This window comes from Pseudomonas sp. URMO17WK12:I6 (genome assembly GCF_003253625.1).
In the GTDB taxonomy this organism is placed as follows: Bacteria; Pseudomonadota; Gammaproteobacteria; order Pseudomonadales; family Pseudomonadaceae; genus Aquipseudomonas.
The window spans coordinates 455648-470784 of the sequence record NZ_QKYZ01000004.1 but is presented as its reverse complement, the minus strand read 5'-3'; the positions used below and the strand labels follow the sequence as shown (position 1 = coordinate 470784).

The 15137-nt window shown below is 59.3% G+C and carries 10 protein-coding genes and 1 pseudogene; 7 read left to right on the top strand and 4 right to left on the bottom strand.

What is annotated here, in order from left to right; translation table 11 throughout:
- Nucleotides 1-278 precede the first annotated feature (278 nt).
- A pseudogene (locus F475_RS31020) lies at nucleotides 279-380 on the bottom strand (N-acetyltransferase); the annotation flags it as partial.
- A 59-nt stretch (nucleotides 381-439) separates the two neighbouring features.
- Here F475_RS31020 and F475_RS10545 point away from each other — a divergent pair.
- Nucleotides 440-670, top strand: a complete 231-nt coding sequence (locus F475_RS10545; protein WP_018927642.1) for a DUF2970 domain-containing protein — start codon at nucleotides 440-442, stop codon at nucleotides 668-670.
- A gap of 6 nt (nucleotides 671-676) precedes the next feature.
- On the opposite strand, the gene F475_RS10540 is transcribed toward F475_RS10545, so the two are convergent.
- Nucleotides 677-1762 (bottom strand): ABC transporter substrate-binding protein, encoded by a 1086-nt coding sequence (locus tag F475_RS10540; RefSeq protein WP_111453873.1) that lies wholly within the window; start codon nucleotides 1760-1762, stop codon nucleotides 677-679.
- Between the two features lie 522 nt (nucleotides 1763-2284).
- On the opposite strand from F475_RS10540, the gene F475_RS10535 reads away from it, so the two are divergent.
- Together F475_RS10535 and F475_RS10530 are read left to right on the top strand one after the other, a co-directional pair.
- Nucleotides 2285-3943: a nitrite/sulfite reductase gene (locus F475_RS10535; protein WP_096480604.1), complete on the top strand. Its 1659-nt coding sequence runs from the start codon at nucleotides 2285-2287 to the stop codon at nucleotides 3941-3943.
- The gene (locus tag F475_RS10530; RefSeq protein WP_018927639.1) at nucleotides 3927-4421 is read left to right on the top strand and encodes a DUF934 domain-containing protein; all 495 of its coding nucleotides are present in this window, start codon (nucleotides 3927-3929) and stop codon (nucleotides 4419-4421) included. Before F475_RS10535 ends, F475_RS10530 begins: the two co-directional genes overlap by 17 nt.
- A gap of 42 nt (nucleotides 4422-4463) precedes the next feature.
- Here F475_RS10530 and F475_RS10525 read toward each other — a convergent pair whose 3' ends face one another.
- Complete coding sequence (locus tag F475_RS10525; protein WP_111453872.1) at nucleotides 4464-8294, bottom strand: dermonecrotic toxin domain-containing protein; 3831 nt, start codon at nucleotides 8292-8294, stop codon at nucleotides 4464-4466.
- 189 nt (nucleotides 8295-8483) lie between these two features.
- On the bottom strand, nucleotides 8484-9506 hold the full coding sequence (gene sohB, locus F475_RS10520) for a protease SohB (RefSeq protein WP_018927637.1): 1023 nt from the start codon (nucleotides 9504-9506) through the stop codon (nucleotides 8484-8486).
- A gap of 326 nt (nucleotides 9507-9832) precedes the next feature.
- On the opposite strand from sohB, the gene F475_RS10515 reads away from it, so the two are divergent.
- The 4 genes from F475_RS10515 to F475_RS10500 all read left to right on the top strand — a co-directional run bounded on the left by F475_RS10515 (nucleotide 9833) and on the right by F475_RS10500 (nucleotide 14992).
- The gene (locus F475_RS10515; protein ID WP_018927636.1) at nucleotides 9833-10543 is read left to right on the top strand and encodes a histidine phosphatase family protein; all 711 of its coding nucleotides are present in this window, start codon (nucleotides 9833-9835) and stop codon (nucleotides 10541-10543) included.
- Between the two features lie 64 nt (nucleotides 10544-10607).
- Nucleotides 10608-10922, top strand: coding sequence for an SCP2 sterol-binding domain-containing protein (locus tag F475_RS10510; RefSeq protein ID WP_007941766.1), 315 nt, complete (start codon nucleotides 10608-10610; stop codon nucleotides 10920-10922).
- A gap of 305 nt (nucleotides 10923-11227) precedes the next feature.
- Nucleotides 11228-13075, top strand: a complete 1848-nt coding sequence (locus F475_RS10505) for an amidohydrolase (RefSeq protein ID WP_064621239.1) — start codon at nucleotides 11228-11230, stop codon at nucleotides 13073-13075.
- Nucleotides 13076-13273: 198 nt separating this feature from the next.
- On the top strand, nucleotides 13274-14992 hold the full coding sequence (locus F475_RS10500; RefSeq protein ID WP_111453871.1) for a hydrogenase maturation protein: 1719 nt from the start codon (nucleotides 13274-13276) through the stop codon (nucleotides 14990-14992).
- Nucleotides 14993-15137: the final 145 nt, after the last annotated feature.

The window sequence follows — 15137 nt, the reverse complement described above, 5'->3', positions numbered from 1 at the left end:
CACCAGTTCATTTTTGGCGACATCCACGCCCACGATTGGCTTGGAAACAGAAACCGACATTGCCATTGAACACCCCCCGAGATATGGTTTTGAGCACTTGAAGGGCTCACCCAGAGGCGCAGGCTTGTTCCTATCGTCGGTCTAGCCAGATGCATTCTTTATCGGCGCTTGGGTGAAAGGAGGAGGGGCGAAATCTCCCACGGATCTGTACTGCGCCAACAGTCAGAATCGAGCCTTGTCCCTCCTCCTCCCTTCAAGTACCAGCATACAAGCGAGCCTTTGTGGCGAGGGAGCTTGCTCCCGTTGGACTGCGTAGCAGTCCCATTTTTTGGGGCCGCTTCGCGACCCAACGGGAGCAAGCTCCCTCGCCACAACGGCTCCCACAGAGTTCGAGTCTGTTGTCTATGCTTGCCTCATACACATTCGTGACGGGGGATTTATGGACGATCCAGTCGACAACAATAATCACAACAAGCCGCCGACCTTCTGGCAGATGCTGCACAGCGTCATGGCGGCGGCGTTCGGGGTGCAGAGCGGGAAAAACCGGGCCCGGGACTTCACCCATGGCAAGCCCAGTCATTTTGTGATTCTGGGGATTCTGTTCACGGTGGTGTTCGCCCTGACGCTGTTCGGCATCGTCAAACTGGTGTTGCACCTGGCCGGAATCTGAGCCGGCTCAATGCATCAGGGTTTGCAGGCTGAACGGGTAGCGGTACGACGTCGGCCGCCCCTTGGCCGAGAGCTTTTGAAAATCCACGTCGTAATCCTGAGTGGCGCTCAAGCCCAGCAGTCGCCGGGCTTGCGCGTGGTCGATCAACTGCAATAAGGGGATCTGTCGGTCGCGCCCGCCGTACTGGCTGACATCCACCCCCTGATCGTAGTCATGCAACTGCACAAGAGCCCAGCCGCCCAGAGTGAAGTGCCCGCCCAACAACACGCTTAGCCGCCCTTCCAACAGCGCCTGCAACGCGGCCGGTGAATTGTTGATGGCACTGAACAGCACACCCTTGCCCGGCTGGCCTCCCGTTTCGGCGTATGCCTGCATGGCACCGAACGCCATTTCATCGTTGGCCGACCAGACCAGCGATGTTTGCGGGTAACGCTTGAACAATAACCTGGCCTGTTCATAGGCGCGCTCGCGGGTCCAGCCGCCGTACACCAACTGGCGCAACCGCACTTCGGGGTGTTCGGCCAATGCCCGCATCATGCCCTGCTCACGCTCTTGCGCGGCCGGCGTGATTTTCAGGCCGGAAAAGGCCACCAGTTCAATGACCTCACCGGGTGCTACCGGGCCATGCAGGCGAATCAGTTCCTTGAGCATCAGGTAGCCGCCCTCCTCATTGTTGGGCACCAGGCTACCCAACCAGTCGGGATACTTGTCCGGCTGGGCGCCGAGCAGACGCATCTGGTCGGCGGTCAGGCCGTTGTTGACCAAAAACAGCTTCACACCGCTGCCTTGAGCCAGGCGCAGGATTTCGGGGGCGACATACAGTTCGTTGGAGAACACCAGATAGTCCGGCCGACTCGGCCCTTGCAGCGCTTCGCGGGCCTGTTTGAGTGTGGTCTCGGCGTTTCGCTCGGCATACTGGATTTGCAAATCCATGCCCAGGTTCTTGGCCGCGGTCTGCATGAACTGCGAGTAACTGACCCAGAACGTCTCTTGGCTGGTCCCGGGATTGAGAAACAATACGGACGCCGCCTGGGCACACGGCCCCAGGACCGCGCCAAGCGCCAGCACTACACCATAGAAGAACTTCAACATTGATCGTCCGAGCCCCCGAAAATCCGCCGCGCATTATAGCCAGCGAAGTCCCTGGAAACGGCGCATATTCCGGCTTTTTGTCCGACAATCGTCGGCGCCGGGCCCGGACGGGGTTGTTTATTGATGGCTGACCCAGAATACCGCCGTACCCACGACCAGGATGATCAGGAACAGAATCGCCCAAGCATCGACCGTGCTATCGCTTTTCCTTGCTTTGGTTGGGTTGCTCATTGCATCGCCTCTTGTCGGTTTTATCGGTGATTGCATAAAGACTCGAGCACAGTTAAGACGATGATTGCCCGCACGACAAATGAGGGTTTTATCACAACGACTTTCATTAGTCGTTTTGGTTCTTTGCATATACTCAAACATCACTTTTGCGCATAACTGCAAACTGGTATCTTGCGTCGGCTCCGTTGGGAGTGCGCGGCCGTGCGCGCAGAATTGCCGAGGCAGAATCGGATGAAAGCTTGCGAAAACGCAGCTGTATCCGACCGGCCCAAGCCTGAGAACAGGACTTATATGTACGTATACGACGAGTACGATCAGCGGATCATCGAGGACCGCGTCAAGCAGTTCCGTGATCAGACCCGACGCTATCTGGCAGGCGAGCTGAGCGAAGAAGAATTCCGCCCCCTGCGCCTGCAAAATGGCCTTTATATCCAGCGCTTTGCCCCGATGCTGCGGGTGGCGGTGCCTTACGGCCAACTCACTTCGCGCCAGACGCGAATGATGGCCAAGATTGCCCGCGACTATGACAAGGGCTACGCCCACATCAGTACCCGGCAGAACGTGCAGTTCAACTGGCCGGCCGTGGAAGACATCCCGGACATCCTGGCTGAGCTGGCGACCGTGCAGATGCACGCGATCCAGACCAGCGGCAACTGCCTGCGCAACGTCACCACCGACCAGTTCGCCGGTGTCGCCGCCGACGAGTTGATCGACCCGCGGCCATGGTGCGAAATCGTCCGTCAGTGGACCACGTTCCACCCGGAATTCGCTTACCTGCCGCGTAAATTCAAAATTGCCATCAACGGTTCGACGTCCGACCGTGCGGCCATCGAAGTCCATGACATCGGCCTCGAGCCGGTGCACAACGCCGCGGGCGAACTGGGCTTCCGTGTGCTGGTCGGTGGCGGCCTGGGCCGTACTCCGGTGGTGGGCGCGTTCATCAACGAATTCCTGCCGTGGCAGGACCTGTTGAGCTACCTCGACGCCATTCTGCGGGTCTACAACCGCTACGGCCGTCGCGACAACAAGTACAAGGCGCGGATCAAGATTCTGGTCAAGGCCCTGACGCCTGAAGTGTTCGCGCAGAAAGTCGATGCGGAAATGGAACACCTTCGCGGTGGCCAGACCACGCTGACCGAGGCCGAAGTGCATCGCGTGGCCAAGCACTTTGTCGATCCGGACTACAAGGCTCTGGAAAACCAGACGGCCGAACTGGCCGACCTCGACAAGCAACACCCGGGTTTCGCCCGCTGGCGTGCCCGCAACACCCTGGCCCACAAAAAGCCGGGTTACGTCGCCGTGACGCTGTCCCTGAAACCGACCGGCGTTGCACCGGGCGACATCACCGACAAGCAGCTCGATGCCGTTGCCGACCTCGCCGACCGTTACAGCTTCGGTCAGCTGCGCACCTCCCACGAGCAGAACATCATTCTGGCCGATGTCGAGCAGAGCCAGTTGTTCGCCATGTGGGGCGAGTTGCGCGAGCAAGGTTTCGCCACGCCGAACATCGGCTTGCTGACCGACATCATCTGCTGCCCTGGCGGCGACTTCTGTTCCCTGGCCAACGCCAAGTCGATCCCGATCGCCGAATCGATCCAGCGCCGTTTCGACGACCTGGACTACCTGTTCGACATTGGCGAGCTGGACCTGAACATCTCCGGCTGCATGAACGCCTGTGGTCACCACCACGTCGGCCACATCGGTATTCTCGGAGTGGACAAGAAAGGCGAAGAGTTCTATCAGGTGTCCCTGGGTGGCAGCGCCAGCCGCGATGCGAGCCTGGGCAAGATCCTCGGCCCTTCCTTCGCCCAGGAAGCCATGCCTGATGTGATCGAGAAGCTGATCGACGTGTACATCGAACAACGTACCGAAGACGAGCGCTTCATCGACACTTATCAGCGTATCGGCATCGACCTCTTCAAGGAGCGCGTCTATGCAGCGAATAATTAAGAACAACGAAGTCGTCGACGAAACCTGGCACTTGCTGCCGAAAGATTTCAACATCGACGAGATCAGCAACTGCGACGACCTGATCGTCCCGTTGCACATGTGGCGCGAACACAGCCGCATGCTCATGGCCCGCGATGGCGGCCTGGGTGTATGGCTGGATGCCGATGAAGAAGCTGAAGAAATCGGTGATGACGTGGCGAACTTCCAGGTCATCGCCCTGAACTTCCCGGCCTTCACCGATGGTCGCAACTACTCCAACGCCCGTCTGCTGCGTGACCGCTATGGTTTCAAAGGCGAACTGCGGGCAATTGGCGATGTGTTGCGCGACCAGCTGTTCTACATGCACCGCTGCGGTTTCGATGCGTTTGCCATTCGCGCCGATAAAGACCCCTACGAGGCCCTTGAAGGCCTCAAGGACTTCTCGGTGACCTATCAGGCCGCCACCGACGAACCGCTGCCGCTGTTCCGTCGCCGTTGATCGTCACACCTTGAACCCCTTGCGGGGTTCAAGGTTTTTCCCTTATTGCGTGCCTATCGGAAACGGTCGTCCCATGGCCTCCCAGTTCCGATAAAACCGGGCACGGTCCTCAAGTGCCGTGAACAGCGCAAACGGGTTTTCAGGATCGACCTCGGCCGATTCAATATCCTGGACCAGTCTTTCCCAAAGCGCTTGCGAAGCATCGGCTTCACCGAGCAGTCGCCACACCCTCGCCTGAAGCGGCAGATAATCGACCCGGAAGTCCGCCGTCAGGCTCAGTCCATCCATTACCCTCAAGAACCGGGCGCCAAGGGGCCTGGCTGCCAGCCTCTGCCAGATCAATCGTCGCGTCGCTTGCAACTCCCCATCGCCCTCGCGCAACCACTCGATGACATTCCCGTAATTAACCCCGGGATCACTTAACCACAGGTTGATACCCGTTCGCCGCCGATGATCGACAATGCGCAACAAGGTGTCCTCATCCGTCAATGGATTGCCCTGCAGCAGCACACGGTCCCTCGAGATAGCCTGGTTCAGCACTGCTGGCGGCACTCGGGTTATCTGGTTATTACGCAGGTCCAATGACGTCAGATAGGGCTGCTCCATGATTCCGACTGGGCAACCAGTGATCCCGGTGTTGCTCAGGTTCAGACAGCGCAAGTCGTTCATTCCGAGCACCAAAGGCGGGACGCCCAGCGGGTTGTTGCTCAGGTCCAGTGTCTGCAAGTGTGTCAACCCGGTCAATTGAGAGGCGGCGCGCTCATTGAACGTCAGATTCGTCGACCTTAGATTCAGCGAAGAGAGACGCGTCATCTGGTTGATCGAAGGAGGCAATGCACACTCCGCAAGGCCGCCATGGTTGAAGTGACTCAGGTCGACATTTTCCAGGTTCAGCGCTTCAAGATTTGGAAAACACTCGAGAAATCCGTTCAGACTTTCTTCTTCAGTCAGGTGAAAGCCGCGCATCGATAACTCGAGAATATTATTGAACCGGACATTCAACGTGGGTAACCGGTGATAATTCTCGAAGTCGAGATCCAGCCTGACGCCGCGTATCTGATCAGCAGGCAGTAACGGATCCTGCGGCGCCCTGCGTCGTTGCCAGATGGAGACCAGCTCCTCGGCCAACTCATTTCGAATCGCTCGCTCCTGTTGCATTTCGGTCTGCACCAACTGAATGTTATAGGCCTCGATTTGTGCAGCGCTCAATCCCGCTGCTTCGGGATCATTCGGGGCCAGGAAATCGATAGCCATGTCATGAATGTCATCCGCCACCTGATCTACCCAGGCGGTCAGGTCGATGTCGAGTTGCTGCAGCTGTTGCTTCAACCACTCAATGTGCGCCTGCGCGTTTACACCTTCGCGTTGAAGAACCGCATCTGCCTGGGCATCGGTGAAGTCTGGATAGACCTCTTTGAGTTGCAGCCTCATCATCTGGTGCGTCAGCGCCTCGGCCTGGGGCGTTCCCGGAAAACCGCCGCCGCTGAGCCCGTGGGCATCGAACGGCAACCCACCGTCCATTCTTCGCAGCCCGAGTATCACCTGTGATCGGGGCAACGCCTGGTCGCTGATGGCGAGTCGTAGTTCGTCGACTGAACCAGGCGACGTCAGGAGCAGCGCTGAACGGTCGTCGTCCGTCAACACACCGAGAAGCGCCGTATAAAAGTCTGTTGGCGAGGCCTGATGCAGATAGTGCTGTCCGACTCTGACCAAGCGCCGGACCTCCGTGGCATCCTGCGCGCCGATGCGGTCCAGCACTCGCCCCGCGACGGATTGATCAAGGACATCGATCCGCAGGTTCCGCGGCCAGCCCGGCAGGTTTTGCAGCGAGTGCAAGGCCAGGATGTCCGAGTCCGGGCTCGCCACCGAACGCAGATAAAGACCTTCATAAGCGCGATTGAGCCGCACATGCTGCTGGTACTGCCGCGCCTTGCTGTCCAGACGCGTGAACACTTGCCTGACCTCGGTCACATCGGGGGCTTGCTGGATATCCACGCCATAGCGGTCGAGCATTTGTTCGATGGCACCTTTGGGCAGCGCCGGGTATTGCTGCTGAAACAGCCGCACCCATTCATGTTCCGACTGTTGAAGTGCGGCGTAACGCCTGTTGAATTGCTCAGGCGTGCCGGCCGCCCCCAGATCCTGATCGATCTTGAAGCGACTGATCGTATCCGTCAGTAAAGGCGTTGGTGGACGCCCCGTTTGCATCAGTCGCAGCATGTCATCGTCAATCACACTGACCTTGCCGATCTGTGCCAGGACTTCATCGCTGAAAGACGCCACAGTCGGGCCGATTCCGCGGATCAGCTCCACGCGGGAGGACAGTACGGAAACCGGTGGCTCGGGCGTCGGGGCAACGGCGATTTGCGAAGACGGACGTACTGACTCGACAGCCGCTTCATCCTTCAGCGCCGCTTGTGCGCCGATCGGCAGCGCATTAAGCAAACCGAACACGGTGCGCGACACGCCCTCCGACCGTTCACGTGGTGTCTCACCGTTTACTGCCTGATCAAGACCGTAACCGGCGTCAATAAGCCCGGCCAGCGCCAATATGCCTTCGCCTCCCGGGACGAACAACGCCAATGGCCCGAACCGGTTGATCCATTGCACCACCGGTTCGACCACCGCACTTAAATTGTCACGATTGACCTGTGCATCGGTACGAATGCTTTCGATGCTGGCGTGGGCGGCCTGCTTCATCGTCAGCACCAGTTGCGCAAACGGATCGGTCGCCGATGGCGGATTGTCGTAGCCAATATAATCGGCGGGGTCCCAGTAGCCGTCGTTATTGAAAAAACCGGCGTTGTTGGTCAGCCGATGCATCGCGGGGTACTGCGCCATGCCGTCCAATGCCGTCAGCACCCCCGCATGAAACGTACCGTCCTCGCGATCATCTTCGGCAAAATGGGCGGCCAATGCCTGTTTTGTCTCGCTGAGTTTGCCCTGCGCGACGCCCCATTGGTGCAGTTGAGTGGCATCGGTGAATTCGTGCAGCGGGGAAGAGTTGCCTGGGATGTACAGCAGCACTCGGGTACTGGCAGTGTCACGGAACGCCCAGATATCTGTTGCGGTGTAACGGTATAGCTTCAAACGGCCGGCCCTGATGGACAAAGGGGTGCGCGTCGCCGCTTGCAGTTGTTCGATGGTCAGCGTTTCCCATGCCTGACCGGGCGGCAAGCCAGCCGCCTCCATCGCGAGCTCAAGTCCTTTTTTCGACAGGCAGCGCTCCTTGAACTGCAACCAGGCCGTCATCACAAACGCTGCCTTGACCGATGTCCTCAAGGCGTACGGGCCGGACGCAGTGAGCACCTCGTCAGAGGGCCAGACCTTTTCAAGATAGGTCTCGTACACGTGCTTGAAGTCCAGCTCCCAGACCCATTTCTTGAAATCGGCCGGCCTCAGCTTCAGTTGTGAGGCGGGACCGTAAGTCTGCGGCGTCGTTTGCCGATAGATGCCTTCATAGGTGTCGTGATTGCCGCTGCCGTAATCAGCGAACTCATCGACATGCTCGACAATCCGCACCGTCGGGCCGACGTCCGGCGGTGTGTACAGACCAAAGGCGGTTTCAGCAAAACGGCCGTCCCCAACCGTCTGGTAATTTGAAAGCAGCGCTTGCAGCAGCGACCGCGAGTTCGCCACCTGGCCCTGCTGGAAACCGTTCTCTTCAGGGTGGCCCTTGTAGTGGTAATCGAGGGTGACCATCAAGGTCGTCTGCGGGTCGATGTCCTGCCCCCATTTTTCCTTGATCAGGTGTGCGCCCAACTGGCCGGGGGTTTGGGGGAGAGCGATGTCCAGTGCAGCTTTCAGTTCGTCGCGCATTCGCAACGATGGGGCTGGATGAGGTGCGGCAACGTGGTGAAGGAGCTCATTCATGGTGCAATCCATTGCAGTCAATTCAGGCCAGTCACCCTACCCCACCTGACTCCACACGAAAGCGCGACCGATCGACAAAGGCATTAGGAAAATTCGTTATTTCTTGAGGGTGAGTGGACACTTTCTGAAGGTCAAAAAAAAACCGTGGGCAATCCACGGTTTTTTTACTGACGGTGATGCCTGGTACGGTTACCAGAAGCGTTGCTGGGTCAACCGGCTCCACCAGCTCAGCAATACGCGATCGATCGAACCGCTGGCCGCCATGCCGATGCGCTCCTGCAGGGTTTTACGTTCGGCGTAATGCAAATGATAGAGCTCGGACTGTTTAGCGCGCTCAGCGAGGTATTCGTCGCTGGTCTTGAGCTCGTCCACCAGTTGCTTGTCGAGTGCCGAAACACCGAGCCAGATTTCACCGGTGGCCACTTCGTCGATAGCCAGTTGCGGGCGATAGCGGGAAACGAAGTTCTTGAACAGCTGATGGGTGATGTCCAGCTCTTCCTGGAATTTCTCCCGGCCCTTCTCGGTGTTTTCGCCAAACACTGTCAGGGTGCGCTTGTACTCACCAGCCGTGAGCACTTCGAAGTCGATGTCATGCTTTTTCAGCAGGCGATTGACGTTGGGCAACTGCGCCACCACGCCGATCGAGCCGAGAATCGCGAACGGTGCGCTGATAATTTTCTCGCCGATGCACGCCATCATGTAGCCGCCGCTGGCCGCGACCTTGTCGATGCACACGGTCAACGGCACGCCGGCCTCGCGAATGCGCGCCAGTTGCGAAGATGCCAGGCCATAGCTGTGAACCATGCCGCCGCCGCTTTCCAGGCGCAGCACCACTTCATCCTTTGGCGTGGCGAGGGTCAGCAGCGCGGTGATTTCGTGGCGCAGGCTTTCAGTGGCCGACGCCTTGATGTCACCGTCGAAATCCAGCACGAACACCCGCGGCTTGGCCTCGGGCTTCTTCTTTTGCTTTTTCTCGGTTTTAGCCTGGGATTTGCGCAAAGCCTTGAGCTGGTCCTTGTCGAGCAAGGTCTGCTCCAGGCGTTCGCGCAGCCCTTTGTAGAAATCATTGAGTTTGCTGACTTGCAGTTGGCCGGTCGACTTGCGCCGACCTTTGCTGCGCAACGCCGCAAAACTGGCCAGGACCACCAGAATGGCGATCACCAGTGTCACGGTTTTAGCCAGGAAACTGGCGTACTCGGACAAAAACTCCACAGAGACTCCTTCAACACGATGCGCGGCATGAACACGCGCGGGATACCTTCAGCATACCCATGAGCCGGCCCGGCGACCAGTCGTGAAACCTCGAGTGTCCTGTCTCACAAATACTGTTCCCTTTTTACGGCGTCCGTTGTCGTCATGCTGCATTGCCGCTCCTCGCCTGACGACAACACTCGTCAAAAGAGAAACGTATTTGTGAGACAGGACACTACCAACAGGCCTGTAACGGGCATTTCAAACAAGCGTATGTTTTTTCATTGACAGCTCACCGTCATCCTCATAACCTCGCCAAACCTTCAACGTACCGGGATGACGCGGACGTGGGCAGCATCTATTTGATTCGACATGGCCAGGCCTCCTTTGGTGCAGACGACTATGACGTTCTGTCGCCGACCGGTATTCGCCAGGCAGAAGTCCTTGGCCGGCACCTGGCCGAGCTTGGTGTGAGCTTCGATCGCTGCCTGTCGGGCGACCTGCGCCGTCAGCAACACACGGCCACCAGCGCGCTGGAACAGTACGCCACCGTCGGTTTGCCGGTGCCGCCCCTGGAAATCGATTCGGCCTTCAACGAGTTCGACGCCGACGCGGTGATCCGCGCCCTGCTGCCCGCCATGCTGGAAGACGAACCCGAGGCGCTGGAGATCCTGCGCAACGCCGCGCAAAACCGTGCCGAGTTCCAGCGTATCTTCGCCCTGATCATCGAGCGCTGGCTCGCCGGTACCTATGACACACCGGGCCTGGAAAGCTGGCTGGGCTTCGTCGATCGTGTGCAGGCTGGCCTGCAGCGGCTGCTCGAACATGCCGACAACACCCAGAAAATCGCCGTGTTCACCTCCGGCGGCACCATCACTGCCCTGCTCCACCTTATTACGCAAATGCCTGCCCGGCAGGCCTTTGAGCTGAACTGGCAAATCGTCAACACCTCGCTCAACCTGCTCAAGTTTCGTGGTCGCGAGGTGGCCCTGGCTTCCTTCAACAGTCATACACACCTGCAACTGCTGAAGGCCCCGGAACTCATCACGTTTCGTTGATTCCGGACTATTGTGACCCTGGCTGTATTCACCCAGCTCTTATTACCCAAGAAAGGATCGAACCATGACCTCCGTAGCTGATGCCGTACAAGCAATGAAAGCCAAGTTCAACCCAGCCGCTGCTGCCGGTCTGGACCTGGTATTCGGTTTCCGCATCGACGACACCAAGAACTTCTCGTTGATCGTCAAAGACGGCACCTGCGAGCTGCAAGAAGGCGAAAACCCGGACGCCCAGGTGACTCTGGTGATGGACGGCGAAACCCTGGAAGGCATCGTCGACGGTTCGACCGACGGCATGCAAGCGTTCATGGGCGGCAAGCTGCGCGCTGAAGGCGACATGATGCTGGCCATGAAACTGTCCGAGCTGTTCCCAGGCTAAGACGACGGCTCCCGCTCTCGGGAGCCTCTCTGGCTGCATGCGAATCCCGCCCCTCGTGGCGGGATTCGTCGTTTTTCACCCTCGGAAAACGGCTATCTGTGGATATGCCGTCTATATTCCTTCTGGCCGCATGCGTCAGACATCGGCTGTTTGCCCTCGCTTCTTTTATGAAGAACTGTGTGGAGAGCACTGCCATGAGCCCACCTGACGAGCACAATGACTTCAGTCGCCGCCGTGTACTGCAAGGTCTTTCGGCAGGCGCCATCGGTGCCTGGATCAGTCCGCTAACCGCAGGGAGTAAAACCATGCCCGACACCCCCGCCGACCTGATTCTGTACAACGGACGCCTGCACACCGTCGACCGCAAGAAACCCCAGGCCAGCGCCGTCGCGATCAAGGACGGGCATTTTGTGGTGGTCGGCAGCGATGCCCAGGCCATGGCCCTGCAAGGCCCCGGCACGCAAATCGTTGACCTGCATGGGCGCACGGTGATTCCCGGCCTCAACGACTCCCACTTGCACCTGATTCGTGGCGGCCTCAATTACAACCTCGAACTGCGCTGGGAAGGCGTGCCGTCCCTGGCTGATGCGTTGCGCATGCTCAAGGATCAGGCCGACCGCACCCCTACCCCGCAATGGGTGCGGGTGGTCGGTGGCTGGAACGAGTTCCAGTTTGCCGAAAAACGCATGCCGACCCTTGAAGATCTGAACAAAGCCGCGCCGGACACTCCGGTATTCGTCCTGCACCTCTACGACCGCGCCCTGCTCAACCGTGCCGCACTGAAAGTGGTCGGCTACACCCGTGACACGCCGAACCCGCCGGGCGGCGAGATCCAGCGCGATGCCAATGGCGACCCCACCGGCATGCTGATCGCCCGCCCGAATGCGATGATCCTCTACTCAACCCTGGCCAAAGGGCCGAAGCTGCCGCTGGAGTATCAGGTCAACTCGACCCGCCAGTTCATGCGCGAACTCAATCGACTGGGCATCACCAGCGCCATCGATGCCGGCGGCGGTTATCAGAATTACCCGGACGACTATCAAGTCATCCAGCAACTGGCCAAAGATCAACAGCTCACGGTGCGCATTGCCTACAACCTGTTCACCCAGAAACCCAAGGAAGAACTGACCGACTTCAAGAACTGGACCAGCACTTCCCATTACGGCCAGGGCGATGACTTCCTGCGGCACAACGGCGCCGGCGAGATGCTGGTGTTCTCGGCAGCGGATTTCGAAGACTTCCTCGAACCACGCCCCGACCTGCCGCAAACCATGGAGCAGGAACTGGAACCGGTGGTGCGCCATCTGGTGGAACAGCGCTGGCCCTTCCGCCTGCACGCCACCTACAACGAATCCATCAGCCGCATGCTCGACGTGTTCGAGAAGGTCAACCGGGATATTCCGTTCAACGGTTTGCCGTGGTTCTTCGATCACGCCGAAACCATCACCCCCCGGAACATCGAACGGGTCAAGGCCCTGGGTGGCGGCATCGCGATTCAGGACCGCATGGCGTTCCAGGGCGAATACTTCGTCGACCGTTACGGCGCCAAAGCGGCCGAAGCTACGCCACCGATCGCACGCATGCTCGCCGAGGGCGTTCCAGTGGGCGCCGGCACCGATGCCACGCGCGTCTCCAGCTACAACCCCTGGACCTCGCTGTACTGGCTGGTCAGCGGCCGCACCGTCGGCGGATTAGCCCTGTACCCACAAGGCTTGAGCCGCGATACCGCACTGGAACTGTTCACCCACGGCAGCGCCTGGTTCTCCTCCGAACAGGGCAAGAAAGGTCAGATCAAAGTCGGGCAACTGGCGGACCTGATTGCGCTGTCGGCAGATTACTTTCACATCGAAGACGAAGCCATAAAGTGGATCGAGTCGGTGCTGACCATTGTCGACGGCAAGATCGTCCACGGTAGCGTCGAGTTTGAAAAACTGGGGCCACCGCCAATCCCGGTGGTGCCTGAGTGGTCGCCCGTGGTGAATGTGCCGGGGCACTGGAAACCCCTGGCGCCAATGACCGCGCAAGTGCACCAGTGTGTGGGCGCTTGCGCGGTGCATGCCCATAGCCATGAACGAGCGCGATTGTCGTCGGCACCGGTCAGTGACTTTCAAGGGTTCTGGGGGGCGTTTGGCTGTTCGTGTTTTGCGTTTTGAAAAGAGAAAAGATCGTCCGAAGGCGCGGGACGCGTTCGGACGATCTTTTGATTTTGAGCCTCTGCAACACTCGCTGACACAAGCTTGATCTCGATCAGTTGCCCTCCCCCCCACACTCTCTACTATCGCTCTTCCATCGAAGGCCAAGGACGGCTCATCGGGAGCCTGCGGCCGATCATTCTCAAGGAAGAGTCAATCATGCGGTCATTGAAGATCATTCTGCTGGCATCGGCGTTCAACGGCCTGACCCAGCGGGCCTGGCTGGACTTGCGTCAGGCCGGCCACTCGCCCAGCGTGGTGCTGTTCACCGATGAAGACGCGGTGTGCGAACAGATCGAGCATTCCGGCGCCGATCTGGTGATCTGCCCGTTCCTCAAGGATCGGGTGCCACAACAACTGTGGAGCAATCTCCAGCGTCCTGTAGTGATCATTCATCCGGGTATCGTCGGCGACCGTGGCGCCAGTGCGCTGGACTGGGCGATCACCCGTGAACTCAGCCGTTGGGGCGTGACCGCGTTGCAAGCGGTGGAGGAAATGGACGCCGGGCCGGTCTGGGCCACTTGTGAATTCAACCTGCCCCAGGGTCTGCGCAAATCCGAGTTGTACAACGGGCGCGTCAGCGACGCGGCAATCACCTGTATCCGCGAAGTCGTGGAAAAGTTTATCGACGGTTTCGAGCCAGTGCCTTTGGACTACAGCCAACGCCATGTGATTGGCCGCTTGCAGCCGAACATGAAGCAAGCTGACCGGATCTTCAGCTGGCACGACAGCGCACACTTCATCAAACGCAGCATCGACGCCGCCGACGGTCAGCCCGGCGTATTGGCCAGCCTGGCCGGCGGTCAGTATTACCTGTATGACGCTCATCTGGACTCGCGCAGCGGCACGCCGGGGGAGATTCTCGCGGTGCACGACGATGCGGTGCTGGTCGCGACTGGTGATCACAGCCTGTGGATCGGCTCGCTGCGACGCAAACCCCGGCCCGATGAACAAACCTTCAAGCGTCCGGCCCGGCATGTGCTCGCTGAACAGCTTGCGCACGTCCCGACCCTTGATTGGTCGATCGCCTCTCAGCCGTTTAACAACGAAAGCTATCAACCGATCCGCTATCGCGAGTCGGGGCATGTCGGCGAGCTGACCTTCGAGTTTTACAACGGCGCCATGAGCACCGAACAGTGCCAACGACTGGTGGAGGCCCTGCGCTGGGCCAAGTCCCGGGACACCCAAGTGCTGCTGATCAAGGGTGGACGCGGCAGTTTCTCCAACGGCGTGCACCTCAACGTGATCCAGGCCGCAGCGGTTCCGGGGCTGGAAGCCTGGGCCAATATTCAGGCGATCGACGACGTCTGCCAGGAACTGCTCAGCGCCCGGCAACTGGTGGTCAGCGGCCTGACCGGCAATGCCGGGGCCGGTGGCGTGATGCTGGCGCTGGCTGCCGATATTGTTTTCGCCCGCTCCGACATCGTGCTCAACCCCCATTACAAAACCATGGGCCTGTATGGCTCCGAATACTGGACCTACAGCCTGCCCCGCGCCGTCGGCCCGGCGATGGCGGAAAAACTCACTGAAGACTGCCTGCCGATCAGCGCCCTCCAGGCCTTGCAGTTAGGCATGGTCCAGGAAATCGGTCCGCGCTGCCCGGATGAGTTTGGTCTTTGGTTATTGCAGCGTGCCAATGGTGCGTTGAGTGATCCGGCGTACCAGGCGATACGTGAGCGCAAAAGTCAGCTCGATCCTCAACTGATGCAGCACTGCCGTAATGCCGAGCTGGAAGAAATGCATCAGGACATGGTGCAAAACCGTAAACAGTTCGCCGAGAAGAGCAAAAATTTTGTGCTTAAGCGCAAGGCGTGTGGCACGCCGCAGCGGTTGGTAGCCGATTGGGCGGTGGTGAGGGAGGTTGAGTTGGCGGACTGATTGTTTGGCACGGGTGATCAGGCCGGACAGTGAACTCTGTGGCGAGGGAGCTTGGGGCCGCTTCGTGCCCCAGCGGGAGCAAGCTCCCTCGCCACAGACGGTATCGGAAGACCATGGCTGCTCTTACAATGCCCGCACCTCCCAC